Below are 22,670 nucleotides of genomic sequence, written 5' to 3' on the forward strand. Positions count from 1 at the left end.
GCTCCGAAAGGCGACGAGAGGACGGCCGGCTGGCGCGCCGGTCTTGGCCTCACCGTCCCCGACCTTTGCGGCAGCCTTGCGGCTTCAAGGTTAACGGGGTCTTACCGGGCGCGCCGATCAGGCCGCAGCGCGCTTTCGCCGGACCAGCACCCAGGCGAGCCCGATCAGGACGGCGAGGGTTCCGAACGCCTTGGCGGCCGTCAGCGGGTCCTCGACCACGAAGATCACGAACAGGGTCGTATTGATCGCCAGGGCGATGATCGCCGGCAGGGGATAGAGCGGCATCTTCCACGGCCGTTCCAGATCCGGTTCGCGCACCCGCAGAACGATGACGGCGGCATTCACCAGAACGCTCATCAGCGCCAGCAGCGACGTCGAGAAGGTCAGCAGGGTCTCATAGACACCGATGGTCGCCAGCAGCCCGCCGGCCAGCACGGTCGCGATCAGGGCCAGACGCGGCGTGCCGTTGGCGGCGACCCGGGTCAGGGCCGAGATCTGATACTCGCGCGCCATGGCGAACAGGACGCGCGGAAACACCATGACCATCGCATTGATGATCGTCACCAGCGACACCAGCGAAATGGCCGTGACGATGGGGCCGGCGACATCGCCGAACACCCGACCGGCCGCATCCGCGGCGACGAGGTTCGAGCCGGCCATCTCGGCTGGCGTCAGGACGTTCAGATAGGCCAGGTTGGCCAGCACATAGATCACCGTCACCACGGCGATGCCCGAGAAAGTGGCCCGCGCGATCGTCCGGCCCGGATCCACCACCTCTTCGCAGAAGTAGGAGGCGCTGTTCCAGCCGTAATAGGTGCCCGAGATCGCCCGCAGGGCCATGACGATGCCGCCGAAGGTCAGGGCCGCCGCCGTCGCCGGCGCGATCTCGGTGGCCACAGGCGCGCCGCGCGGCGCCAGGAACAGGCCGATGATCAGCACGGTGAACAGGGCCGCCTTGACCGCGCTGCCGATCTCCTGCGAGCGGCCGCCGACCTTGGTGCCCAGCCATTGGACGCTGCCCACCACGACCACGATCAACAGGGCGAGGACGCCGATCGGCACGCTGGTCGCGACGCCCAAGCGATGCAGATATTCGCCGAAGACCACAGCGATGAAGGCGATGCCGCCCATATTGCCCAGCCAGTCGCAAACGCCGACGGCGAGGCCGGTCAAAGACCCGAAGGCGCGACGGGCGAAGATATAGGGGCCGCCCGTCTTGCGGATCGAGGCGGCCAGTTCGACAGTCGACATGGCGTCGATCCAGGCGACCAGACCGGCGACGCACCACAGGGTGATGATGATCGTGGGGTTCTGAACCCCCTCGGCGACCACGCCGGGGGTGCGCAGTATGCCCTGACCGATGACGCCGCCGACCACGACGGCGACGCCGAACGTCACGCCCAGGACGCGCAGCAGATGGCCGCGATCCGGTTGGGCCGCCTGAGGTTCCGTCGTCATCGCCTATGTCCCCCGCGCCGCCCGAAAGACGGCGCTGCGCTCCCTCAAGCCCGCAGCTTGCCGCCCTGCTTTTCGACTGCTCCAACGACCTTGGCGGTCAGGGCCTCGATCTCGGCTTCGGTCAGGGTGGCTTCGCGCGGCTGGATCATGACCTCCAGGGCGACGGACTTGAAGCCCTCGTCCACGCCCTTGCCGCGATAGACGTCGAAGACGTGCACGTCGGCGATCAGGGCCTTGTCGGCGCCCGTCGCGGCCCGGACCAGATCGCCGACCGGCTTGGCGTCCTCGACCACGAAGGCGAAGTCGCGCGTCAGGGGCATGAGGGCCGACAGATCGGCGGTTCCCCGCGCCTTGCCCGATTTTCCGCGTGGCTCGGGCACGTTGTCCAGCACGATTTCGAAGCCCAGCATGGGGCCGTCGGCGTCCAGCGCCTTCAACACGCGCGGATGGAGTTCGCCGAACTCGACCATCACATTCTTGGGGCCGAGTTGCAGCCGGGCCGAACGGCCAGGGTGCCACCAGTCGCGGTTCTGGCCCTGGACCAGTTGCAGGGAGGCGACCGGGGCGCCGATCTCTTCCAGCAGGGTGGTCAGGTCGCCCTTGAGCGTGAACAGGGCGTCCTCACCGGCGCCCGCCCAGTGACGGGCGGCGTGCGGGGCGACAAGGCCGGCGATGACCGTGCGCTGATCGGCCGGACCGTCGCCCAGATAGATGGGGCCGATCTCGAACAGGGCGGCGTCGGCGAAACCGCGCGCGGCGTTCCGCGCCGCCGCCTGGACCAGGTTCGGCAGGGCGGAGGGCCGCATGCAGTCCAGATCGGCCGCGATGGGATTCTCCAGCACCAGCCGATCATCCCCGCCGCCGAACAGGGCCGCGGTCGATTGTTTGGTGAAGGACCAGGTGACGGCCTCGGCGTAACCGAGGGCCGCCAGGGCGCGACGCGCGGTGCGGACGCGGGCCTGACGGGGGCTCAGCACGCCGCCGGCGGGGCGGGCGACCTCGGGCAGGGGCGTATCGGGCAGGCTGTCGAAGCCCTCGATCCGCGCCACCTCTTCCACCAGATCGGCCGGGCCTTCGACGTCGCGCCGCCACGAGGGCGGGGTGACGAGCCAGGCCTCGGCCTGACCGGCCGGCGCGGCCTGAACCAGGAAGCCGAGCTGGCCCAGGATGGTCCCGATCCGGTCGTCGGCCAGATCCATGCCGCTGAGACGCTTCACATAGGCGGGGTCAAAGGCGAAGGGCGCCGGGCTGGCAGGCGGTTCGCCGACGAAGACGATTTCCGACGGCTCGCCGCCGCACAGGTCCAGGATCAGGCGCGTCGCCAGTTCCAGCCCCGGCGTGACCGAGACCGGATCGACGCCACGCGCGAACCGGTACTGGGCGTCGGAATGGATGCCCAGGCTCCGCCCCGTCTGGGCGATCACAAGCGGGTCGAACCAGGCGCTTTCCAGAAAGACGTCGGTGGTGGTCTCGTCGCAGCCGGTCGATTCCCCGCCCATGACGCCGCCCAGGCCGATGGGGCGCTCGCCCCCGGCGTCGGCGATGACGCATTCGGCCGCGGACGCGGCGTAGGTCTTGCCGTCCAGGGCGATCAGATGTTCGTGCTCGCCGGTCGCGGCCGAAACCTGGCCTGCCCGCACCACGATCTCGGTCCCCGACAGCTTGGCGACGTCATAGACGTGCAGCGGGCGAGCGCGGTCATAGGCGATCAGGTTGGTTACATCGACCAGACGGTTGATCGAGCGCAGGCCGATGGCCGTCAGACGCTTCTGCAGCCAGGCCGGCGACGGGCCGTTCTTGACGCCGCGAATGACGCGACCGGCGAAGACCGGGCACATCTCGGGAGACTCCAGCCGCACGCTGATCGGCGAGGGGAAGGCCCCGCGCACCACGGCGATGTCGAAATGCTTCAGCTTGCCGACGCTGGCGGCCGCCAGATCGCGCGCGATGCCGGCGACGCCCAGCCAGTCGGGCCGGTTCGGCGTGACCTCGAAATCGATGACCGGCTCGGCGCCGAACAGGCCGGCGACCGGCGTGCCGACGGGGATCTCCGGCGGCAGTTCCTGAATGCCGTCGCTCTCGTCCGACAGCTCAAGCTCGGAGGCCGAGCACAGCATGCCGTTCGACACCACGCCGCGCACCGGCTTCTCGACCAGGGTCACGCCCAGACCCGGCACATAGGCGCCGATGGGGGCGTAGATGGTGGTCAGGCCCGCCCGCGCGTTCGGCGCGCCGCAGACAATCTCCTTCATCCCGTCGACCGTCTCGACCTGGCAGACCTGCAGCCGGTCGGCGTTGGGATGCCGCTCGGCCGAAACGATCTTGGCCACGGTGAAGGGCGCCAGTTTGGCGGCGGGGTCGAGCACCTCCTCGACCTCCAGCCCGGCCATGGTCATGGCCTCGGCGATCTGATGAACATCCGCCTCGGTTTCGAGGTGGTCCTTCAGCCAGGACAGGGTGAACTTCATGCCGTCGGCCCCGCCACCGTCGGAACGGCCGCCAGTTGCTCTAGAATCTCGGCAGCTCCGGTGAAGCCGACATTGTAGAACTCGCAGCCCACGAAGGTGCAGTCATGCATCGGGATGGTGCCCAGCGCCTTGTCCCCCATCGGCTGAAGCAGAAGGTTCTTCATGCCCCCGCGCGAGTCGCCGAAGTTCGTCTCATCGAACGTCGTGCCGGGTCCGACCAGAACGATCGCCGGGCCATCCAGCCGGCAACCGGTGAAGGTGCGCCCCACGACCGCACCCTTGTCACGGCAGTGCTGATAAAGATCGTGCAGGTTCAGATCGACGTTCTCGAACGTGGTCTGGGTCAGGTCGCGCGCAAGATTGACGGGACGGTTGATCGGAAGCCGGCTCATGCTTGGTTCTCCCGTGCGCTGAGGAGGTCGGCCTCGATCTGCTCAAGCAGATCCGGGGCGCCGGTGAAGCCCACCTGAACGAAGCGGCAGCGGACAAAGCGGCAGTTGGACATGCCCACGACGCCCGCGATCATATCGCCCATCGGCTGAAGCAGCAGCGTGCGCGGATTGGACGCCACGCCCATGTTGCAGCTGTCGAACGTCGTGCCGTTCATGACCGCCATGACCGCCGGTCCTTCGATCAGACAGTTCGTGAAGGTCTTGTCCTCGATGAACGTCTTGCCGGCGTTCATGTGATGAACGGCCAACGACGGCAGCCACACGGCCTCCTTTTCGAAGGTCGTGCGGGCCACCAGTTCTCGGCCGAATTTTTCTTCGGCCGACATCGGCGTTTCAGTTTGATCGGTCATCTTGAAACTCGTTCAGCTCAGGCCCGAGGCCGGGTTGGGGGCGGCGAAGGCCGAGAAGCCGTAGTGGGACAGCCAGCGGGTGTCGGCGTCGAACATGGGGCGCAGGTCGGGCACGCCGTATTTCAGCATGGCCAGCCGATCCACGCCCATGCCGAAGGCGAAGCCCTGATATTCGTCCGGGTCGATGCCGCAGTTCCCGAGCACATTGGGATGCACCATCCCGCAGCCCAGGATTTCCAGCCAGTCGTCGCCGGTGTTGAACACCAGTTTCCCGCCCGAACGGTCGCAGCGGATGTCCATTTCCGCCGAGGGTTCGGTGAAGGGGAAGTGGTGCGGACGGAACCGCGCCTGGATCGCGTCCAGTTCGAAGAAGCGGGCGATGAAGGTCTGAAGCGTGGTCTTCAGGTGGCCCATGTGGATGTCGCGGTCGATCACCAGGCCTTCGATCTGATGGAACATCGGCGTATGGGTGGCGTCCCAATCCTTGCGGAAGGTGCGGCCCGGCGCGACGATCCGGATCGGCGGCTTTTGCGATATCATGGTGCGGACCTGCACCGGCGACGTGTGGGTCCTCAGCACCTTGCGCTCGCCCGTCTCGGGGTCCGGCTTTAGGAAGAAGGTGTCGTGCATTTCCCGCGCCGGGTGTTTCGGCGGGAAGTTCAGGGCGGTGAAGTTGTGGAAGTCGTCCTCGATGTCCGGACCTTCGGCCACGGCGAAGCCCATCTCGGCGAACAGGGCGATCATCTCGTCCATCACCTGCATGGTCGGGTGGACCCCGCCCTTTCTGCGCGGACGCGCCGGCAGGGTCAGGTCGATGCGTTCCGACAGCAGCCGGGCGTCCAGTTCGGCGGCTTCCAGCGCGGTCTTCTTTGCGGCGATGGCGGCGGCGACGCGGTCGCGCAGGCCGTTGATCATCGGCCCCTGTTCACGGCGTTCGTCGGGGCTCATCGCCCCCATGCCCTTCAGCAGGCCGGAGACGGAGCCGGACTTGCCCAGGGCGGCGACGCGCACCTCCTCCAGGGCGGCGACGGTTTCCGCGCCGCCGATGGCGTTGATCAGGTCGAGTTCGAGTGTGGCGAGATCGGTCATTTGCCCCGTGCCTTAACGGGTGGAAGCCGTTTCGTCACCCTTCAAGGGGCCGATGCGATGGCCTGAAGTTCCGACGCCGGCGCCTTGTTGGCCGCAACGATCCAGGCGGGCGGTTCGGGCTCCCAGCGTATGGGCCGGCCGTCGGTCTGCATCCAGCGATGCAGCCACGAGATTCCGTTGGCGCGGACATAGGTGTCGGCATGGCCGTAGATCGGATCGGCCAGCGCCTCTTCCAGCGGCACGAAGCGATAGCCGCGCGCCAGATACAGGGCGTGGATCTGCGGATAATAGGCCTGGTTCAGGCTGTTGGCGTGCAGCAGTAGCACCTGCGCCGGTTCACGCCCGCCCGCCACCTCTGCGCTGTAGGGTTCGTAGAAGTCCAGCACCGTCGCCATATGCGCCACATAGGCCTGACCGATGCGCTGCATCAGCGCTTGGTCGCCGATCTGCTCGGCCTTGCGATAGACGTCGGCGAACATCCAGTCGTTGTTGTCGAGGGTCACAGGCGCGACCGTATAGCCGCGCTGGGCCAGGCCGGCGGCGATGGCGTCGTGCTTTTCCTGCGTCTCGCCGGTGAACAGATAGGGGTGGCGGAACCAGCGCAAGGACTGGCCCCGCGCCGCCAAAACGTCGCGCAAGATCGGCGCCCCGGCGTCCACATCGGCCAAATAGGCCTCAACCGTCGTCGAGTGGATGTTCAGATGGGTGTTGGTGTGGTTGCCCAGGTCCAGACCGGCGTCCAGCCAGATGTCCAGCACGCGCGGCAGGATCGTGGCGCGCTCGGCCTCGCAGACCTTGCCCGCATTGACGAAGGCGACGCCGTGCGTGTCCAGCGGCTTCAGCATGGCGACGAAATCCTGGGTGATCGTCATCAGCCGCGCCGGATCGCACAGGGTCGCTGCATCCGTCTGGAACGGCAGATCGTCGAAGGTCACGGCGACGCGTCGATCCTGCGCGGCGGCGGGAGTGACAAGAACGAGGGCGGCAGCCAGGCCGCAGATCAGGGTGCGCATCATGCGGCGAGGCTATCGAAGTCGCGTGCGCGAGGGAATATCGCGCGCAATACGGACTTTCCATCCGCCCACGGATCGACTGTCGAAAACCCGCCGCGAAAGGTTCATGAACGGCAAAGCTGGCGTTAAATATCAGCGTCTAATCAGGCCTCCGGACTTGCGAGGACCTTGATGCCGCTGATCGGTGATTTCGTCGACTTGATCGCGCCTGTGGCCCCGTCCACGCCGGGCGCCGATGTGTTCGAACGGTTCCAGACCGAGCCGAACACCCTGGCCCTGGCCATCGTCGATGACGATGGCCGCCCCCTCGGCATCATCGAACGCAACGCCTTCACCCTGAGGATGGCGGCCGAGTTCGGACGCGCCCTGTATGCCCGAAAGCCCGCCGAAAGCCTGATGGACCGCAATGCGCCGGTGGCGGAGGCGGCGACCAGCGCCGAGGCCTTCTTCCACGCCTATGGCGCGGCGGAACTGGGCGCCTTGCTGACGGGCTTCATCGTGGTGGCGGACGGCCGCTACGTCGGCGTCGGCACGGCGCTGCAGGTGGTGCAGGCCGGCGCGGCCCTGCACCGCCAGCGGGCGGAGGAAATGAGCGCCCTGGCCCGCGACCTGGCGCTGGCCGAGGCCGAGGCCGTCGCCTCCAGCCGGGCCAAGTCCGAGTTCCTCGCGGTGATGAGCCACGAGATCCGCACGCCCCTGAACGGCGTGCTGGGCGTCGCGGCCCTGATGGACAAGAAGCTGGAGCAGGAAGAACTGCGCCCCTACGTCCGCACCGTGATCGATTCGGGCCAGAGCCTGCTGCGGCTGCTGACCGACGCGCTGGACATGTCACGCGCCTCGGCCGGCATGATGACGCTGGAGGAGGAGCCGCTGGACCTGTCGGCGGTCGCCTTCGACATCGACGCCCTGTGGCGCGCGCGGGCCGAGGAGAAGGCCCTGGCCCTGACCGTCCGCATCGACCTGGCCGTTCCTTGCGTTCGGGCCGACGGGATGCGCTTGAAGCAGCTGCTGAACAACCTGATCGGCAATGCGCTGAAGTTCACCCTGACGGGCGAGGTCGTCGCCCTGATCGAAAGCCACTCTGACGGCGAGGTGATCTTCACCGTGGACGACAGCGGCCCCGGTGTGCCCGAGGCGGCGGCCGCGACCATCTTTGATCCGTTCAACACCGGAAAGGCCGGGCGCGAGGGCGCGGGCGCGGGCCTGGGCCTGGCCATCTGCCGACAGATCGCCGAACGGATGGGCGGCGCGATCTCGCTGGGCGCCTCGCCCCAGGGCGGCGCGCGCTTTCAGGTGCGCCTGCCGTTGCGCGTCGCGAGCGAGAGCGCTGCGCCCGCCCCCGCCATGGCTGAGCCGACCCCGCACGACACCCTGCATGTGCTGGTGGTGGACGACAACGCCACCAACCGCTTCGTCGCCGGCAAGCTGCTGGAGATGTTCGGCTGCACCTGCGAGATGGCCGAGAACGGGCACGAGGCGGTGGACGCCGTAATGGCCCGTCCATTCGACCTGGCCCTGATGGACATCAAGATGCCGGTGATGGACGGCGTCGCCGCGACGCGGGCTATCCGCGCCCTGCCTGGCCCGGCCCACGCCCTGCCGATTCTGGCCCTGACGGCGAACGCCGACGAGCGCGACGAGCTGGACTATATCGCCGCCGGCATGAACGGGGTGGCGCAAAAGCCCATCCAGCCCGACGCCCTTCTGAACGCCATCCGCATGGTGCTGGCGCAGAGCCAAGCATCGCATGTCCCCAAGGCGGCCTGAAACGAACAACGCCCGCCCCGGAAACCGGAGCGGGCGTCGTTCTTGTTGCGCTACACTCGCGACGCGGTCGCTCGCGGCTTGAGCACAGCTCTTACGCCAGGGCGGCGCGGACCTTGTCGGCGACAGCCTTGAAGCCGGTTGCGTCAGCGGCGATCGCGGCCAGAACCTTGCGGTCCAGTTCGATGCCGGCCTTGTTCAGGCCGTTGATGAACTGGCTGTAGGTGAAGCCTTCCAGACGGGCGGCGGCGTTGATGCGCTGGATCCACAGGGCGCGGAAGTTACGCTTCTTGGCGCGACGGTCGCGATAGGCGTATTGCCCGGCGCGGTCGACGGCGGCCTTGGCCGTACGGATGGTGTTCTTGCGGCGGCCGGAGAAGCCCTTGGCCTGCTCCAGAACCTTCTTGTGCTTGGCGTGCGAGGTTACGCCACGTTTAACGCGAGCCATGTCGCTATTCCTTCAAATTCTTTGGGATGGAGATCAGTCGTACAGCGCGCGCCGATCAGGCGTACGGCATGTAGGATTTGATCTTCTTGGCGTCGGCGTCGGCCATGACCGAGGTGCCGCGGTTCTGGCGGATGTATTTCGAGTTGTGGCTGATCAAGCGGTGACGCTTGCCCGCAACGCCGGCCTTAACCTTGCCAGTGGCCGTGAATTTGAAGCGCTTCTTGGCGCCCGACTTCGTCTTCAGTTTCGGCATTTCAGTCTCCTTTTTGGAGGGCTACCGTCCTTTGGACTACTTGAGCCCGTGGGGAGGTGTCTCTCCAGAGTTTAAGAACCGCCCAGGCATGCCTGTTCGCCTGGCGGTTCGGTACGCGAAGGCGCGGCTTCTACGTGAAGAGCGCCGCCATTGCAAGACGAGTCAGGCCGGGGCTTTGACGCCGCCCTCTCCGCTGCGAATGACGCGTCCGGCGTTGATCGCCATCAGGGCCGCCGGGATGGTCAGCAGCGCCCCGATCACGAAGGGCCAGTCATGCCCCAGCCCCGAGAACAGCGCGCCCGCGATCATCGGCCCGAAGATGCGCGCCACCGAGCTTGAAGCCATGTTCAGACCCAGCATGGCCCCCTGCCGATCAGGCGGCGAGGCGCGGCTGATCATGGCCGAGATGTTGGGCATGGCCAGCGACATGCCGCACGCGCCGATCGCCATCACGATCGGAATGATCCAGCCCTGGACGACCGGGATCGTCAGGGCGCCCAGCTCGAGCCGCGTCGCAGGGAACCACGCGACCGGCGCCAGCACCTGCAACACCAGCGAAGTTCCAAACAGCAGCATGCCGGTGGCCAGCACGCGCGATTCGCCGAACCGTCGCGCCAGCCGCCCGGCGAAGAACCCCTGGTTCAGCGTGGAGACGATGCCCACGATCATGAAGCTGAGCCCCACTTCGCGCGCGCCCCATTGATAGCGGCTCTCGGACCACAGGCCGAACACGCTCTCCATCGCCGAAAACCCGGCCATATAGATCAGGGTCACGACCAGCACGCGCGACACCACCGCGTTGTCGCGCGCATCCTTCAGGCCCGCCAGGAAGGCCGGACGCGGCGCGGCGGGATCGGCCTTGGCCCGGCTCTCGCGCAGAAAGACGACGACGCCGACCGCCGCGACCGCCGCCAGCGCCGCCGCCAGGAAGATCGGCAGCTGATAGCCCAGCCGTCCCAGCTGCGGCTGCGTCAGCAATCCACCCAAGCCCGGTCCGACGATGAAGCCCAGGCCGAACGCGGCGCCGATCAGACCCATCCGCCCGGCCCGCTGCTCGGGCGGGGTCACATCGGCCACATAACCCTGGACCGTCGAGATATTGCCTGCGCCCAGGCCGGTGAACAGCCTGACCGCGATCGCCAGCCAGATGTTGGGCACGAAGGCCAGCATCAGATAGCCCAGCGCATTGGCGATCAGGGTCATCAACAGCACGGGCTTTCGACCGATCCGATCCGACAGCCGCCCCCAGAACGGCTCGGCGAAGAACTGACCGAGCGAATAGGCCGAGAACATCAGCGTGATCTGCCACGCCTCTGCCTTCAGGCTCTGGGCGAAGAACGGCAGCAACGGCACCACCAGCCCAAACCCGACCAGATTGATGAACACCGTCGCAAACAACACAGCCAGCGCCGGTGTCTTAAGCTTGGGCGGCGGGGTGCGCGCAGCGACCGTATCGGCGTTCGTCATTCCCAACGCTTAGCCGTTTCTCCAGCAAAGAAAAACGCCCCGGTCGCGGGACCGAGGCGTTTCATATTCAGCGATGGATCGCGATCAGCGCGGGGCCAGGATCATAATCATCTGGCGGCCTTCCATCTTGGGCGAGAACTCGACCTTGGCGACCTCGTCGAAGTCGGCCTGGACCTTGTTCAGCAGCTTCATGCCCAGTTCGGGGTGGGCCATTTCACGACCGCGGAAGCGCAGGGTGACCTTGACCTTGTCGCCTTCCTCGAAGAAGCGGTGCATGGCCTTGGCCTTCACCTCATAGTCGTGGGTGTCGATGTTCGGACGGAGTTTGATCTCCTTCAACTCGACGACCTTCTGGCGCTTGCGCTGCTCGGCCTTCTTCTTCTGTTCCTGGAAACGGTGCTTGCCGTAATCGAGGATCTTGGCCACCGGCGGCTCGGAGGTGGAGACGATCTCGACCAGGTCCATCCCGGCTTCCTCGGCGGCTTCCAGAGCAGCGGAGGTGGGCATGACGCCCTGTTTTTCGCCGTTCTGGTCGATGAGCAGAACGCGAGGGGCGCGGATATCCTGGTTCATACGCGGCCCGTCTTTCACGGGTGGCGCTTGCATGGGACGGCGAATGGGCGTCGTTTCCTTATGTGGTCAGAGAAGGCGTATGTCGTGATGAGCGAATGCACGCGGCGATCGCCACGTTCCCCTCAAGGCCGGCAATATGCGCCGCGAGCCCCGATTTTTCAAGGGTTCGCAGGCGTTTCGACGATGTAGACGTCATGCAGCGCCAGCACCGCGTCGAAGACGTGATCCACCGTTAGGTCCTCGATCGGCGCGAACTGGCCGCGCGTCTCGTTGGACGCCGCCGTACGCGTCTTGGGTCCCCAAGGACCGTACAGCCACCACTCGGTCGGACCGAACAGACCCAGGGTCGGCCGGCCCAGCGCCGCCGACACGTGCATCAGACCCGAATCGTTGCCGACGAACAGATCGGCCCGGTCGATGGCGGCCGCCGAGGCCAGGATGTCGCCCTTGCCGACGAAGTCGATGCCGCGCGGCCCCGCCGACTCCAAGGCCGGGGTCGCCGGCGGCCGGTCGCCCGGTCCGCCCACCGGCATGAAGCGCCAGCCGTCGAAGCGCGGCTCGGCTTTCAGCTTCTCGACCAGCGCGCCCCAGCGATCGGCGGGCCAGCTCTTGCCCGGCTGATGCGCGATGGGGGCCAGGGCGATTATCGGGCCGGGACCCGCGCCGCCCGCCAGCTGCGGATCGATCACGGCGGCGGCCTCGGCCCGCGCCTGATCGTCCAGGAAGATTTCGGGATCCAGCGGCGTCGGCGAACCCATCAGCCGCGACACCATCTCGACCTTGCGCAGGCCCGTCTCCCACGAGCGGTTATAGACGATGCGCCGCTTCGCCGGGATCAGATAGCTGAGCGCCGAACCCCGGATGTCGATGACCAGGTCCCAGCGCGTGCCGACGACCTGTTTCCACAGATCGAGCCAGTGGCCGGACAGCTTCTTCTTGTCGAGCACGATGGTGCGCACCACGCCGGGCGCATTGCGGAAGAAGGGCGCGGGCGGCCGGCCGCAAGCGACGGTGATCTCGGCCCCCGGGACCTGACGCGCGATCTCGCGGATCACGCCGGACGAGATGACGCAGTCGCCGATGCGGTTGGAGGTGACGAACAGGACCTGGGGTGCGGACATGGGTCTGTGTTTCGCCATCGCGCGTCGCGGTCAAGGGTGACGACGGCGGAAAGTCGGGGCAGAACGGCGCCATGACCGACATCCAGCACCTGTGCCGCCCCGACGGCGAAACCCTGGCCTTCAAACGCGTCGAAGGCGGCGGCCCGACCGTGATCTGGGTGGGCGGCTTTCGTTCGGACATGGAGGGGACCAAGGCCCTAACCCTGGACGTCGCCGCGCGCGAACGCGGCTGGAACTTCGTCCGCTACGACCATTTCGCCCATGGCCAGTCCTCCGGCGACTGGAGAAAAGCCACCATCGGCCGCTGGCGCGAGGACGCCATCGCCCTGATCGACAGCCTGTCCGGCCCGGTCATTCCGGTGGGTTCCTCGATGGGCGGCTGGGTCTCGCTGCTGGCGACCCTGGCGCGGCCGGATCGGATCAAGGGCCTGGTTCTGGTCAATCCGGCCCAGGACTTCACCGAACGGCTGATGTGGCCCGGCCTGGCGGACCACGAGCGTCAGGCCATCCTGCGCGAGGGCGAAACCCTGATCGTCGAGGAGGGTCTGGGCGAATATGTCCTGACGCGGCGCATGTTCGAGGAGGCGCGCGACTGGCTGCTGCTGGACGGCGTGATCGACATCGCTGCGCCGGTTCATGTCCTGCAAGGCCGCGCCGACGACGTCGTGCCGTGGCGACATCAGGTCGAACTGGTCGAACGGCTGACGGGCGGCGACGTGCGGCTGGACCTGATCGAGGGCGGCGATCACCGGCTTTCGACGCCGGCGGACCTCGACCGACTGGTCGCGGCGGTCGAGGCGATGCGGGGCTAGATCAGCCCTTACCCGCCAGCGCCCCATACAGGTCCGTCCGCCGATCGCGGAAAAAGCCCCAGGCCGCGCGATATTTGTCCAACTCGTCCAGATCGAAGCGGTGCACCAGCACCCCCTCCTCCTCGGCGCCCAGTTGCTCGACCAGTTCGCCCTGCTGATCGGCGATGAAGGAATGGCCGTAGAAGGTCTGGCCGACCTCGGTCACGCGCTCATGCCCGATCCGGTTGGCGCCGACGACCGGCACGGCGTTGGACACCGCGTGTCCCTGCATGGCCCGCCGCCAGGGCTCGGCCGTGTGCAGGGTCGCATCATGCGGCTCGGTGCCGATGGCGGTCGGATACATCAGGACATCGGCGCCCATCAGCATCATCGCCCGCGCCGCTTCCGGGAACCACTGGTCCCAGCAGATGCCGACCCCGACCTTGCCGAAGCGCGTCTTCCAGACCTTGAAGCCCGTATCGCCCGGCCGGAAATAGTATTTCTCCTGATAGCCGGGGCCGTCGGGGATATGGCTCTTGCGATAGACGCCCAGAGCCTCGCCGTCGGCGTCCAGCATGACCAGCGAGTTGTAATACTGCGGCCCGTCCTTCTCGAAGATCGAGACTGGGATGGCCACGCCCAGCTCCTTGGCGACCGGCGAAAGGGCGGTGACGCACGGATGCTCGCGCCATTCATAGGCTTCTGTGAACCAGTGCTCCTCCTGCGAAACGCAGAAATACGGTCCCTGGAACAGCTCCGACGGCAGGATCACCTGCGCGCCCTTCGCCGCCGCGTCGCGCACCAAGGCGATGGTCTTGTCGATGTTCGCCTGCATGTCCTCGCCGTACGAGGTCTGGATGCCGGCGACGGTGATGTTGCGGGTCATGCTGGCTCCTGCTGGGAGATGCAGTGGAACGAGCCGCCGCCGGTCAGGATGGCGTTGGACGGCAGCGGAATGATCTCGCGATCGGGGAAGGCGTCCTTCAACGCCTGGCAGGCCATGTCGGCGGCGCGCACATCGCCATAGGTGGGCACGATCACCGCGCCGTTGGCGATCAGGAAGTTCATGTGGCTGGCCGGGATCGGGCGCTCGTCCTCGTCCAGCACCAGGCCCGGCGACGGGATGCGCACGACCTTCAGCCGACGACCCGCCGCATCGGTCACGGCGGCCAGATCACGCGCCGTCGCGTCATAGACGTCAGCGTTGACGTCGTTCGTCCCCCAGGCGACCGGGCAGGCGACCACGCCCGGCGCGACGAACCGCGCCAGGTTATCGACGTGCCCATCGGTGTGATCGTTCAGCAAACCGTCGCCCAGCCACACCACCACCTTGGCACCGACCGCCTTTTCCAGCGCCGCCGCCGCGACGGATTCATCCTGGTTCCAGGCGGGATTGCGGTTCGGGTTCAGCAGGCACTGGCGCGTGGTCAGGACGGTCCCCTCCCCGTCGTGATCCAGCGATCCGCCCTCCATGACGAAGTCGTTCCACGTCAGCGGCACGCCTGAATGTTCGCCGATCTGACCCGCGACCAGATCGTCGCCCGGCATGTCGTACTTCCCGCCCCAGCCGTTAAACTTGAAGGCGGCGGCCGTTTTGGACCCCGCGCCGAAGATCGGCCCGGTGTCGCGCAGCCAGACGTCGCCGAACTCGCCGGCCACGATCTCGACATTCGCCACGCCCGTAAAGCGCGCCTGGGCGTCGGCCAGAGCCTCGGCCTTGCCGACCATCAGCTTGACCTGCTCGCGGCCCGGGCCAGCCAGAGCCCGCACCAGACCCTCGACCTCGTCCTGCGCTTGATCCAGCGCTTCGAACCAATATTCCGCATGGCTGGGCCAACCCACCCACATGGCGCGGTGCGGCGCCCATTCTGCGGGGATAGCGGCAGCAGTCGGATCGGTCATGCGGGCATCCTCAAGAAGGGCCGAACTGGGAGCCGCGCCATATGGCCCCAAGCGCCCCCGACTTCAACGTCAGCCACGAAAAAGGGCGGCCCGCGAACGGACCGCCCTTCGTCGTTTCAGTCAGACGTACCCTTAGAAGGAGTAGCGGACGCCGACCTTGATCTGCCAGACCGAGTTCGTGCCGAAGGTTGCCGGCGTACGGTCCTGGAAGCTGTTGTAGGTATAGAACTGGTTGCCCGTGCGCGTCGCCGTGATGTTGTTCGACGTATAGGGGAACGGGATCTGTTGGATCACGCCCCATTCGTCGTTCAGCAGGTTGCCCAGGTTTTCGATGTCCATATAGCCGACCAGCTTGGCGCCGCCGGGGAAGAAGGCCGGCAGTTCCTGCTCGATGTGCATATCGACGGTGGTCACGTAGGGCGACTTGAAGGCGTTACGCGGGGCAATCGAGCCCGCATAGTCGATCAGACCCGTACGCTTCAGGAAGGCGTTGAACGCGGCAAGATCGAAGGGCACGCCGTTCGATGCGCCGAAGCGAACGAGAGGGTCGCTGGTCGCCGTCACGTTTCCGGTGGAGTCGACTTGCGGCACGTAGAGCAGCTGACGCTGGGTGGTGATGTACTCGCCAGTCAGCGACGCCGGGCTGGTGCCGAAGGTGTAGCTGAACGGCAGACCCGAACGGCGCTGTGCATACATGTTGATGCGGGTGCGGTAGTCGCCGAAGAAGGCGCGCGAATAGCTGACGTTTAGCTTCAGCGCGTGCTCGATCTCATAGTTCGAGGTCGTCAGGGCCGGGTCGTTCGGGTCCGACAGGGCGATGTTGCCGTAGTTGGAGCTGGCGGTCGACGACGTAGCCGGCGAACGGTCGGTTACATCCAGGTAGGTGTAGGACAGGTTGAAGCCCGCACCTTCCAGCAGACCGTCGTACCAGTCTTTGCCCAGAGCGACAGCGAACTGATCCGTCTTGCCGCCTTCGAAGTTGGTCATCATCAGGACCTGCTGACCGGTACGGACCGGGTTCGGACCGAAGACCGGGCGACCGTCAGGAGCCGTGCCGTTCTGGGTGCGCGCCAGCGACAGATCGACCCAACCAATCGCGTCCTGCAGTTCCGAGTGCACATATTCGGCCGTCAGGTTCCAGCCCTCGCCCATACGGAAGCGGCTGAGATCGAACGCCTTGGTCGCCCCGATCGAGGTCTTCCAGATCGAAGGCGTCTTGAAGGCCGGATCGATCAGATTGATGTTGCCGGTGCCCTGATTGGCGCTGGCGGTCACGGCAGTCTGGGCGACAGGCTTGACGGCCAGACCATCGACATTCGTCAGCGCCGCCTGTTGCGCCGCATTACAGACACTGAAACCGCCAGCGAACTGCGACTGATAGGTCGAGCTGATCTTGCACTGGAACGAGCCGATCAGGTTGCCGGGGTTCGAATAGGAGTTCGAAATCCAGACGTTCGGCGAACCGCCCTGGAAGCGACCGAAGCCGCCATACACGGTCACATCCCACGGCGCGCGCCAGTTGAAGGCGAAGCGCGGCTGCAGAATGCCGACGCCGTCCAGGTTCTTGTCGTTGCCAAAGCCGAAGCGCTGGACAAACCCGGGGTTCAGGAGCGGCTTGTCATCCGACGTATAGAGGTCGTAGCGCAGGCCGGCCGTGACCGTCAGGTTCGGCGTCGCCGTCCATTCGTCTTGGAAGTAGAAGCTGTTCTGAGCGTAGCTGAACGAGGCGGCGCCATCGGCCTTGTTGTTCGTGGCGGCGTTCGAATATCCGATCGAGGCGGCCTGACGCGCCTGGAAGCTGGCGATCGAGTCGAACTCGTATTCAGCGTTCGCGACCTGCACGAACAGGTTGAAGATATCCTGTTCTTCACGCTCAATGCCCGCCGTGAAGCGGTGGCCGAAGCCGGCGTCATACTTGCCTACGAAGCGGTATTGCGTCGTGTCGACCGTTAGGGCGTTGGCGTGGCGCGAGCGCTCCGGTCCGAAGCGGATCGAGCGACGAACGCCGGTCTGGGCGCCGTAGGGGGAGTCCAGATAGACCTGCATGGCGGCGAAGTCGTTGCCGGCCAGGCCCTGCGAGATGTTTTCGACTTCCTTGCGCGTGAAGGAGAACTCGGTCGAGAAACGGTCGGTCCAGTCGGAGAACAGCTGAGCCTTGTAGGCCTTCAGGTTCGTGACGATCTCATAGGCCGAGGACAGCAGACCGACCGAGATGTTGTTGCCGCTGGTCGTCGTATTGTTCAGGCGCAGGTCGCTGCCTTCGGTCTGCTGGTAGGAGACGACGGCGCGATGGCGATCGTTGATGTTCCAGTCCAGCTTGGCGAAGTACTTCTCGTCATAGGTTTCCAGCGCGCCCGCACGCCAGTCCAGCGGATCATAGCCATAGACGGTCGTGGCGATCTGACGAACCTGATCGATCTGAGCCTGGGTGATGCCCTGGGCCTCGTTGGGCAGGCCAGCGCCTTGCGGGCCGGACAGAACGGGCGTGGCGCTCTCGAACTTTTCGTAGTTCAGCAGGAAGAACAGGCGGTCCTTGATGATCGGACCGCTGAGCGTGGCGCCCCAGGTCTTTTCTTCGAACTCGCCGACAACCGAGCGGTTCTGACGTTGGCCGGTGACGAAGTCTTCGTAGCTGAAGGTCTCGCCGCGCAGGTCCTGGTCGGTCTTCTCGTAGAAGAGTTCACCGTGGAAGTCGTTGCCGCCGGACTTGGTGACCGAGTTGACCACGCCGCCGGTGAAGGAGCCGTATTGAACGCCGTAAGGCGCCACATCGACGCTGACCGCCTGGATGACCGAACGCGAGATCGGCGAACCCAGCGTGGGGTAGCCGTTCTGGTTCAGACCGAAATCGTCGTTCTGGCGCACGCCGTCGATCAGGATGGCGTTGAAACGCGTGTTCTGGCCGCCGATCGACAGGGCGTCGTTGTTGGTCGGATCGACCGTGGCGAACGGGGTGGTGCGAACAATGTCCTTGATGTCGCGACCGATCGACGGAAGCGTCTCGATGTCCGCCAGGTTCAGGTTGCTGCGCGGCGAGGTGCGCAGACCGCCAGAGCGGACGCCCGTAACCACGACATCAGCCACTTGGGCGGCGCTGTCCGCAGCGCCGGCGACAACCAGCTCAACCGATGCCGGAGTACCGATCCCGATGGTCGCGACCTGGGCGACCGCATCGCCCGCCGACGAGGTGCTGCGAACGGTGTAGGGGCCGCCGACGCGCAGACCGCGCGACGAGAACGAGCCGTTCTGATCCGTAACGGTCGTCGAAGTGGTGCCCGACGGCTCGTGTGTCACCGTCACGGTCGCGCCCGCGACCGGCGCGCCGGCCGCATCATAGACAGCGCCCGAGATGCCGCCCGTCGTTTCTTGGGCATACACCGCCGTCGAGGCGGACATCATGATGGCGACGGCCGAAGCGCCGTACGCCAGTTTGCGGAAGGTCATTAAGCTATCCCCAGCTGGTGGACCGAAAATGGTCGAGGACATGTTCCGGACATGTCGCAATCCAGCCCCTCTAGGGCGGATGTCAGAACCTAGGGCGACAGTTATGTAACGGTAATATGACAGCGACAGAGGGTGGTGTCGGCGCCACACTGCTTAGGGATTGCGCCCTAGTCCGTCGCGCGTTCGAACACGTCGGCGATCCCGTTGGCGGTCGGAATGATCGCATGGGGCTCGTGATAGTTGCCGTTCACCTGGCTTTGGGCGATCACGTGAGCGCGGAAGCGCGTGAAAAGCCGGCTGTCCGGAGCTTCGGGATCGGTCCAGAAGACATCCAGCGGCTTCTGATCGGTCAACCCCTCGAAATCGAAGAAGGCGTCACCCAGCACCTTGACCGGCGTGTGGAAACCCAGCGCCGACAAGGCGGCGCTGGAGTTGTTGACCACCATGCCCTGCGAGGCGCGGCACAGTGCCGCCAGATTGCCGCCATCGATGAAATCGACACGGCCGGCGACGCCATGCTGCTCAGCAAGACGCAAGGTGATGGCGCGCAGATTGACCAGGCCGGGATCAAGCGGATGGTTCTTCACGACCAGACGAGTCTTCGGCGGCGCCTTTGAGGCGAAACTGGCGATCACCGCCGTAAGGAAGGCGCGGTTGTCGCAATAGCGCGAATAGCGCAGCAGCTGCGCGTCGCCCTCGCGCTGCAGGCACGCGATGAAGAAGTCGCCCTTCGCCTTTATGACGTCGGCGTCACAGTTTTCAGCCCGTCTGAACGCCAGGCTCAAATAGCGCCGGATATGACCGAGGCATTGGTTCAGCGGCGAGAAAACGTAAGGCGCGGTGTAGTTCGGGAACAGGGCTTTTCCCGCCACCTGCACCGTATGGTAGGCGCTGATATTGGCGACGTGATGCGGCAGGATTTTTCCGACCGTAAAGGGTTCAGGTAGCAGTGGCGCAGGCTCGGGATAGCCGCCCTTGAACCGCGGCAGGGCGCTCGAGCCATTGACGCCGTTTCGCTCGACCGTGATCCAGTCGGGACGAAAATAGCCGTTCTCCAAAACCCAGACGCGCGCATTCAAACGGTCAGACGCCGCCAGGACCGCGCGGTTGTAGTCTCCGGCCTCGCCAAACAGGATGATGTCGGTGAACGCCGAGGCGAAATCGATCACCCCTTCGGTCCATGCCTTCGCCGTGTCCTTGAACACAATGCCCCCGGACCGACGCCAGTTCATCGCGTCGCCGGCATTGAAGATCATGCGATTCACAAGGGCGCCCCGCGCCTCAAGAACAGACGCCATCACCGGACCGAATCGCCCGAACGGTGCCGAAACGATCAGGAAGCGACGCCCCGACAAGGCGGTCGGGCCAAACTTTCTTTTGCCCGGGAAAGCGGAAATCGTCGCCGACTGCGAAGGCCGCGACGTCTGCAATCTCGGGCGGACCTCGGGCCGCACCGCATCGCCACGAAGCCGATATCTGCGCCGACGCCTTGCCGACAGAAGTCTGGAGGATGATCGCAAATCCACCATCACGCCCATCCTCTATCCGCCACCGAGGCGTGCATTGCTGCGCTCCGGCTGCGACCAAGATGTCTGTGATTACGGATCATCGCCATGCTTGTGTCCCGCAGTTTGGACGCGATCAATTGAAATCGCTCAAGTCCCGGGGATTTTGAAACGCAGGACGGTTGGCGTTGCTTTATGGCACCAAAACCGCCGCCGCCCAAAGGGCGACGGCGGCATGATGTTGTCATATCGACGACCTTCATGACCTTGAGAGCGCCGGGCCGGACGAACCGCACCGGCGCTCCGAAAGTCTTAGAAGTTGATGTCGATGGTCGCGCGGCGGTTGAGCGGTTCGCGCACACCGTCGGCGGTCGGCTTGGCCAGGTTGGTCTCGCCCTTGCCATCCAGGGCGATGACGCCGCCGTTGACGCCCGAGGCGACCAGGGCGTCCGCGACGGTGCGCGAACGACGGTTGGACAGGCCCAGGTTATAGGCGGCCGAACCCGAGGTGTCGGTGTAGCCGACGATCAGGACGCGCGTCGGACGACCCGACTTGGCGTAGTTGGCGGCCTGCGTCACCACCGAACGGGCTTCCGCGGTCAGGTCCGAGCGATCCCAGTCGAAGTAGACCACGAACTGGCGAGCGACCGGGGTCTGAGCGACCGGCGGCGGAGGCGGCGGGGGCGGCGGGGGCGGCGGGGGCGGAGGCGGCGGGGGAGGCGGCGGCGGGGGAGCGTCTTCCGCACCGAAGCTGTAGCGCAGACCCAGGGTCACGGTGTGCGACTGATCGTAGTCGCCGTCCCATTCGCCGAACTGCGTGGCGCCCACGCCCGTACCGGCCGTCGTCGAGGCGAAGTTGGCGTCGCCCGTCAGGTAGCGGTAGGTCAGGTCGATGTTGGCGCGGTCGCCGATGGCCCAGGCCAGACCCGCGATCGCCTGAGCGGCGAACTTGGTCGAGGTGTCGTCGGCGGCGAAGGTGGCCAGACGGTTGGCGCGCAGGGCGCCGATCGTGTTGGTGTCGACGCGGTTCACACCGGCGCCGAGACCGACGAACGGACGAACGCCCCAGTATTCGAAGCCGAAGTCATAGATGACGTTGGCCATCAGGGTGGCGGATTCGATGTCGCCTTCGGGCGAGAAGCAGCCGCCCGTCGCCGGGGTCAGGTTGCACAGGCCTTGCGTGCCGGTGACGGCGCGAACCTTGCCGATATCGCCCGAGCGGTAGCCGCCTTCCAGTTCAACGCGCCAGTTCGGGTTGAAGCGATAGCCGAGGCGAGCGAACGCCGCCCAGCCGTCGTTCACTTCCCAGTTCCAGTTGGCGCCGGTCGTGGACGATTCAGCGTTGATATCGTCGATCATGTGGTAGCCGGCGTCGATGGCGCCGTACCAGCCATTGGGTTCTGCCGATGCGGCGCCAGCTGCGAACAGCCCGGCTGCGGCGACAGAGGCGAGAAGTTTAAGCTTCATAGCTTCCTCACTGTGTGAATTGCGCGAAGCTGCGCACTGGCACAGCGTTCCCGAGCCGAACGGCGTGGCTGGCGCGCGGTTCCGCTCTGGGATTAGGATTGTGTCGACTGTGGCGCCGTTTCAACACATTGGGCGCCTGCGAAAGGAAACGATTATGGTGATGCGGTTTGACGGACAAGTGGCGATCGTGACGGGGGCCGGGGGCGGCTTAGGGCGCGAACACGCTCTGGCTCTGGCGGCGCGCGGGGCCAAGGTGGTGGTCAACGATCTGGGCGGAGCGCGCGACGGTTCAGGCGGATCCGCCAGCGCGGCCGACGCAGTCGTCGCGGAGATCGAGGCGGCGGGCGGCGAGGCCATCGCCAATGCCGCCTCCGTCACGGATTATGCGGCGGTCCAGGCCATGGTCGACCAGGCGATGACGAAATGGGGCCGGATCGACATCCTGGTGAACAACGCCGGCGTCCTGCGTGACAAGACCTTCGCCAAGATGGACATCGAGGACTTCCGCTTCGTCGTCGACGTCCACCTAATGGGGGCGGTCAACTGCACCAAGGCGGTGTGGGAGATCATGCGCGGGCAGAACTACGGCCGGATCGTGATGACGACCTCGTCGTCCGGCCTGTACGGCAACTTTGGACAGTCGAACTATGGCGCGGCCAAGATGGCGCTGGTCGGGCTGATGCAGACCCTGTCGATCGAGGGAGCCAAAAACGATGTCCGCGTCAACTGCCTGGCGCCCACCGCACACACCCGCATGACCGAGGATCTGGGCGCCGCCCTGCCGCTGGAGGCGCTGGCCCCGGCCCTGGTCACGCCCGGCCTGCTTTACCTGGTCAGCCAGGATGCGCCGAGCCGCGCCATCCTGGCCGCCGGCGCCGGCGGCTTCGAACGGGCCTATGTCACCCTGACGCAAGGCGACTTCGTCACCGGCGACGATGCGCCCGAACAGGTCGCCGCCCGCTTCGACGCCATCTCGGACCGCAGCGGCGAGATCGTGCCGGACATGGGCGCCGCCCAGGGCATGATCGAACTGACGAAAGCCCAGAAAGCCCACGGCGGTTGAACAACAAGGCGCCTTGCGTTGACGCGACGTGAGGCGCCTAAC

Annotated in this window: 19 protein-coding genes; 3 read left to right on the forward strand and 16 right to left on the reverse strand. The window is 66.0% G+C overall.

Going from position 1 to position 22,670, the window contains the following annotated elements; translation table 11 throughout:
- Positions 1-117 precede the first annotated feature (117 nt).
- The 6 genes from A4249_RS11070 to A4249_RS11095 are packed head-to-tail and all read right to left on the reverse strand — an operon-like array spanning position 118 to position 6,833.
- Positions 118-1,458, reverse strand: coding sequence for an APC family permease (locus A4249_RS11070; RefSeq protein ID WP_066552618.1), 1,341 nt, complete (start codon positions 1,456-1,458; stop codon positions 118-120).
- Positions 1,459-1,502: 44 nt separating this feature from the next.
- Positions 1,503-3,926, reverse strand: coding sequence for a phenylalanine--tRNA ligase subunit beta (gene pheT / locus A4249_RS11075; RefSeq protein ID WP_066552619.1), 2,424 nt, complete (start codon positions 3,924-3,926; stop codon positions 1,503-1,505).
- Positions 3,923-4,318, reverse strand: coding sequence for a hypothetical protein (locus tag A4249_RS11080; protein ID WP_052689542.1), 396 nt, complete (start codon positions 4,316-4,318; stop codon positions 3,923-3,925). Before A4249_RS11080 ends, pheT begins: the two co-directional genes overlap by 4 nt.
- Positions 4,315-4,728 carry a hypothetical protein gene (locus A4249_RS11085; protein ID WP_066552620.1) on the reverse strand — a complete coding sequence of 138 codons (414 nt, stop codon included), beginning with the start codon at positions 4,726-4,728 and terminating at the stop codon, positions 4,315-4,317. The genes A4249_RS11080 and A4249_RS11085 overlap by 4 nt, the downstream gene beginning before the upstream one ends.
- Positions 4,729-4,740: 12 nt before the next feature.
- The gene (gene pheS, locus A4249_RS11090) at positions 4,741-5,817 is read right to left on the reverse strand and encodes a phenylalanine--tRNA ligase subunit alpha (RefSeq protein ID WP_066552621.1); all 1,077 of its coding nucleotides are present in this window, start codon (positions 5,815-5,817) and stop codon (positions 4,741-4,743) included.
- A gap of 41 nt (positions 5,818-5,858) precedes the next feature.
- On the reverse strand, positions 5,859-6,833 hold the full coding sequence (locus A4249_RS11095; protein ID WP_066552623.1) for a polysaccharide deacetylase family protein: 975 nt from the start codon (positions 6,831-6,833) through the stop codon (positions 5,859-5,861).
- Between the two features lie 168 nt (positions 6,834-7,001).
- Here A4249_RS11095 and A4249_RS11100 point away from each other — a divergent pair, with 168 nt between their 5' ends.
- Complete coding sequence (locus tag A4249_RS11100; protein WP_066552625.1) at positions 7,002-8,597, forward strand: ATP-binding protein; 1,596 nt, start codon at positions 7,002-7,004, stop codon at positions 8,595-8,597.
- Between the two features lie 91 nt (positions 8,598-8,688).
- Here A4249_RS11100 and rplT read toward each other — a convergent pair whose 3' ends face one another.
- From rplT to A4249_RS11125, 5 genes are all read right to left on the reverse strand, one after another.
- Positions 8,689-9,042 (reverse strand): 50S ribosomal protein L20, encoded by a 354-nt coding sequence (gene rplT, locus A4249_RS11105; protein WP_017506327.1) that lies wholly within the window; start codon positions 9,040-9,042, stop codon positions 8,689-8,691.
- 55 nt (positions 9,043-9,097) lie between these two features.
- Complete coding sequence (gene rpmI / locus A4249_RS11110) at positions 9,098-9,295, reverse strand: 50S ribosomal protein L35 (RefSeq protein WP_003166435.1); 198 nt, start codon at positions 9,293-9,295, stop codon at positions 9,098-9,100.
- Between the two features lie 162 nt (positions 9,296-9,457).
- Positions 9,458-10,762 carry an MFS transporter gene (locus tag A4249_RS11115; protein WP_066552626.1) on the reverse strand — a complete coding sequence of 435 codons (1,305 nt, stop codon included), beginning with the start codon at positions 10,760-10,762 and terminating at the stop codon, positions 9,458-9,460.
- Positions 10,763-10,846: 84 nt separating this feature from the next.
- Positions 10,847-11,368 (reverse strand): translation initiation factor IF-3, encoded by a 522-nt coding sequence (infC, locus tag A4249_RS11120; protein WP_055752751.1) that lies wholly within the window; start codon positions 11,366-11,368, stop codon positions 10,847-10,849.
- A 125-nt stretch (positions 11,369-11,493) separates the two neighbouring features.
- Positions 11,494-12,456 carry a glycosyltransferase family 9 protein gene (locus tag A4249_RS11125; RefSeq protein ID WP_066552627.1) on the reverse strand — a complete coding sequence of 321 codons (963 nt, stop codon included), beginning with the start codon at positions 12,454-12,456 and terminating at the stop codon, positions 11,494-11,496.
- A 71-nt stretch (positions 12,457-12,527) separates the two neighbouring features.
- Here A4249_RS11125 and A4249_RS11130 point away from each other — a divergent pair, with 71 nt between their 5' ends.
- Positions 12,528-13,268, forward strand: a complete 741-nt coding sequence (locus tag A4249_RS11130) for an alpha/beta fold hydrolase (RefSeq protein WP_066552629.1) — start codon at positions 12,528-12,530, stop codon at positions 13,266-13,268.
- 1 nt (position 13,269) lies between these two features.
- On the opposite strand, the gene aguB is transcribed toward A4249_RS11130, so the two are convergent.
- From aguB to A4249_RS11155, 5 genes are all read right to left on the reverse strand, one after another.
- Positions 13,270-14,133: an N-carbamoylputrescine amidase gene (aguB, locus tag A4249_RS11135; protein ID WP_066552633.1), complete on the reverse strand. Its 864-nt coding sequence runs from the start codon at positions 14,131-14,133 to the stop codon at positions 13,270-13,272.
- The gene (locus A4249_RS11140) at positions 14,130-15,149 is read right to left on the reverse strand and encodes an agmatine deiminase family protein (RefSeq protein ID WP_082854137.1); all 1,020 of its coding nucleotides are present in this window, start codon (positions 15,147-15,149) and stop codon (positions 14,130-14,132) included. The genes aguB and A4249_RS11140 overlap by 4 nt, the downstream gene beginning before the upstream one ends.
- A gap of 132 nt (positions 15,150-15,281) precedes the next feature.
- On the reverse strand, positions 15,282-18,593 hold the full coding sequence (locus A4249_RS11145; RefSeq protein ID WP_066552635.1) for a TonB-dependent receptor: 3,312 nt from the start codon (positions 18,591-18,593) through the stop codon (positions 15,282-15,284).
- A 167-nt stretch (positions 18,594-18,760) separates the two neighbouring features.
- Positions 18,761-19,891 (reverse strand): capsular biosynthesis protein, encoded by a 1,131-nt coding sequence (locus tag A4249_RS11150; RefSeq protein WP_082854242.1) that lies wholly within the window; start codon positions 19,889-19,891, stop codon positions 18,761-18,763.
- 519 nt (positions 19,892-20,410) lie between these two features.
- Positions 20,411-21,565 (reverse strand): OmpA family protein, encoded by a 1,155-nt coding sequence (locus A4249_RS11155; protein WP_066552637.1) that lies wholly within the window; start codon positions 21,563-21,565, stop codon positions 20,411-20,413.
- 154 nt (positions 21,566-21,719) lie between these two features.
- Here A4249_RS11155 and A4249_RS11160 point away from each other — a divergent pair, with 154 nt between their 5' ends.
- On the forward strand, positions 21,720-22,628 hold the full coding sequence (locus A4249_RS11160) for an SDR family NAD(P)-dependent oxidoreductase (RefSeq protein WP_066552639.1): 909 nt from the start codon (positions 21,720-21,722) through the stop codon (positions 22,626-22,628).
- The last annotated feature ends 42 nt before the right edge of the window (positions 22,629-22,670 follow it).

It is taken from the genome of Brevundimonas sp. GW460-12-10-14-LB2, from assembly GCF_001636925.1.
In the GTDB taxonomy this organism is placed as follows: domain Bacteria; phylum Pseudomonadota; class Alphaproteobacteria; order Caulobacterales; family Caulobacteraceae; genus Brevundimonas; species Brevundimonas vesicularis.

What these genes read in the sequence shown, in the direction of transcription:
- pheS (WP_066552621.1), bottom strand. Translation starts at nt 5,817, where the DNA reads ATGACCGATCTCGCCACACTCGAACTCGACCTGATCAACGCCATCGGC.
- rpmI (WP_003166435.1), bottom strand. Translation starts at nt 9,295, where the DNA reads ATGCCGAAACTGAAGACGAAGTCGGGCGCCAAGAAGCGCTTCAAATTC.
- A4249_RS11155 (WP_066552637.1), bottom strand. Translation starts at nt 21,565, where the DNA reads ATGAAGCTTAAACTTCTCGCCTCTGTCGCCGCAGCCGGGCTGTTCGCA.
- A4249_RS11140 (WP_082854137.1), bottom strand. Translation starts at nt 15,149, where the DNA reads ATGACCGATCCGACTGCTGCCGCTATCCCCGCAGAATGGGCGCCGCAC.
- A4249_RS11095 (WP_066552623.1), bottom strand. Translation starts at nt 6,833, where the DNA reads ATGATGCGCACCCTGATCTGCGGCCTGGCTGCCGCCCTCGTTCTTGTC.
- A4249_RS11100 (WP_066552625.1), top strand. Translation starts at nt 7,002, where the DNA reads ATGCCGCTGATCGGTGATTTCGTCGACTTGATCGCGCCTGTGGCCCCG.
- A4249_RS11160 (WP_066552639.1), top strand. Translation starts at nt 21,720, where the DNA reads ATGGTGATGCGGTTTGACGGACAAGTGGCGATCGTGACGGGGGCCGGG.
- A4249_RS11115 (WP_066552626.1), bottom strand. Translation starts at nt 10,762, where the DNA reads ATGACGAACGCCGATACGGTCGCTGCGCGCACCCCGCCGCCCAAGCTT.
- A4249_RS11145 (WP_066552635.1), bottom strand. Translation starts at nt 18,593, where the DNA reads ATGACCTTCCGCAAACTGGCGTACGGCGCTTCGGCCGTCGCCATCATG.
- pheT (WP_066552619.1), bottom strand. Translation starts at nt 3,926, where the DNA reads ATGAAGTTCACCCTGTCCTGGCTGAAGGACCACCTCGAAACCGAGGCG.
- infC (WP_055752751.1), bottom strand. Translation starts at nt 11,368, where the DNA reads ATGCAAGCGCCACCCGTGAAAGACGGGCCGCGTATGAACCAGGATATC.
- aguB (WP_066552633.1), bottom strand. Translation starts at nt 14,133, where the DNA reads ATGACCCGCAACATCACCGTCGCCGGCATCCAGACCTCGTACGGCGAG.
- A4249_RS11070 (WP_066552618.1), bottom strand. Translation starts at nt 1,458, where the DNA reads ATGACGACGGAACCTCAGGCGGCCCAACCGGATCGCGGCCATCTGCTG.
- A4249_RS11125 (WP_066552627.1), bottom strand. Translation starts at nt 12,456, where the DNA reads ATGTCCGCACCCCAGGTCCTGTTCGTCACCTCCAACCGCATCGGCGAC.
- rplT (WP_017506327.1), bottom strand. Translation starts at nt 9,042, where the DNA reads ATGGCTCGCGTTAAACGTGGCGTAACCTCGCACGCCAAGCACAAGAAG.
- A4249_RS11080 (WP_052689542.1), bottom strand. Translation starts at nt 4,318, where the DNA reads ATGAGCCGGCTTCCGATCAACCGTCCCGTCAATCTTGCGCGCGACCTG.
- A4249_RS11150 (WP_082854242.1), bottom strand. Translation starts at nt 19,891, where the DNA reads ATGGCGTCTGTTCTTGAGGCGCGGGGCGCCCTTGTGAATCGCATGATC.
- A4249_RS11130 (WP_066552629.1), top strand. Translation starts at nt 12,528, where the DNA reads ATGACCGACATCCAGCACCTGTGCCGCCCCGACGGCGAAACCCTGGCC.
- A4249_RS11085 (WP_066552620.1), bottom strand. Translation starts at nt 4,728, where the DNA reads ATGACCGATCAAACTGAAACGCCGATGTCGGCCGAAGAAAAATTCGGC.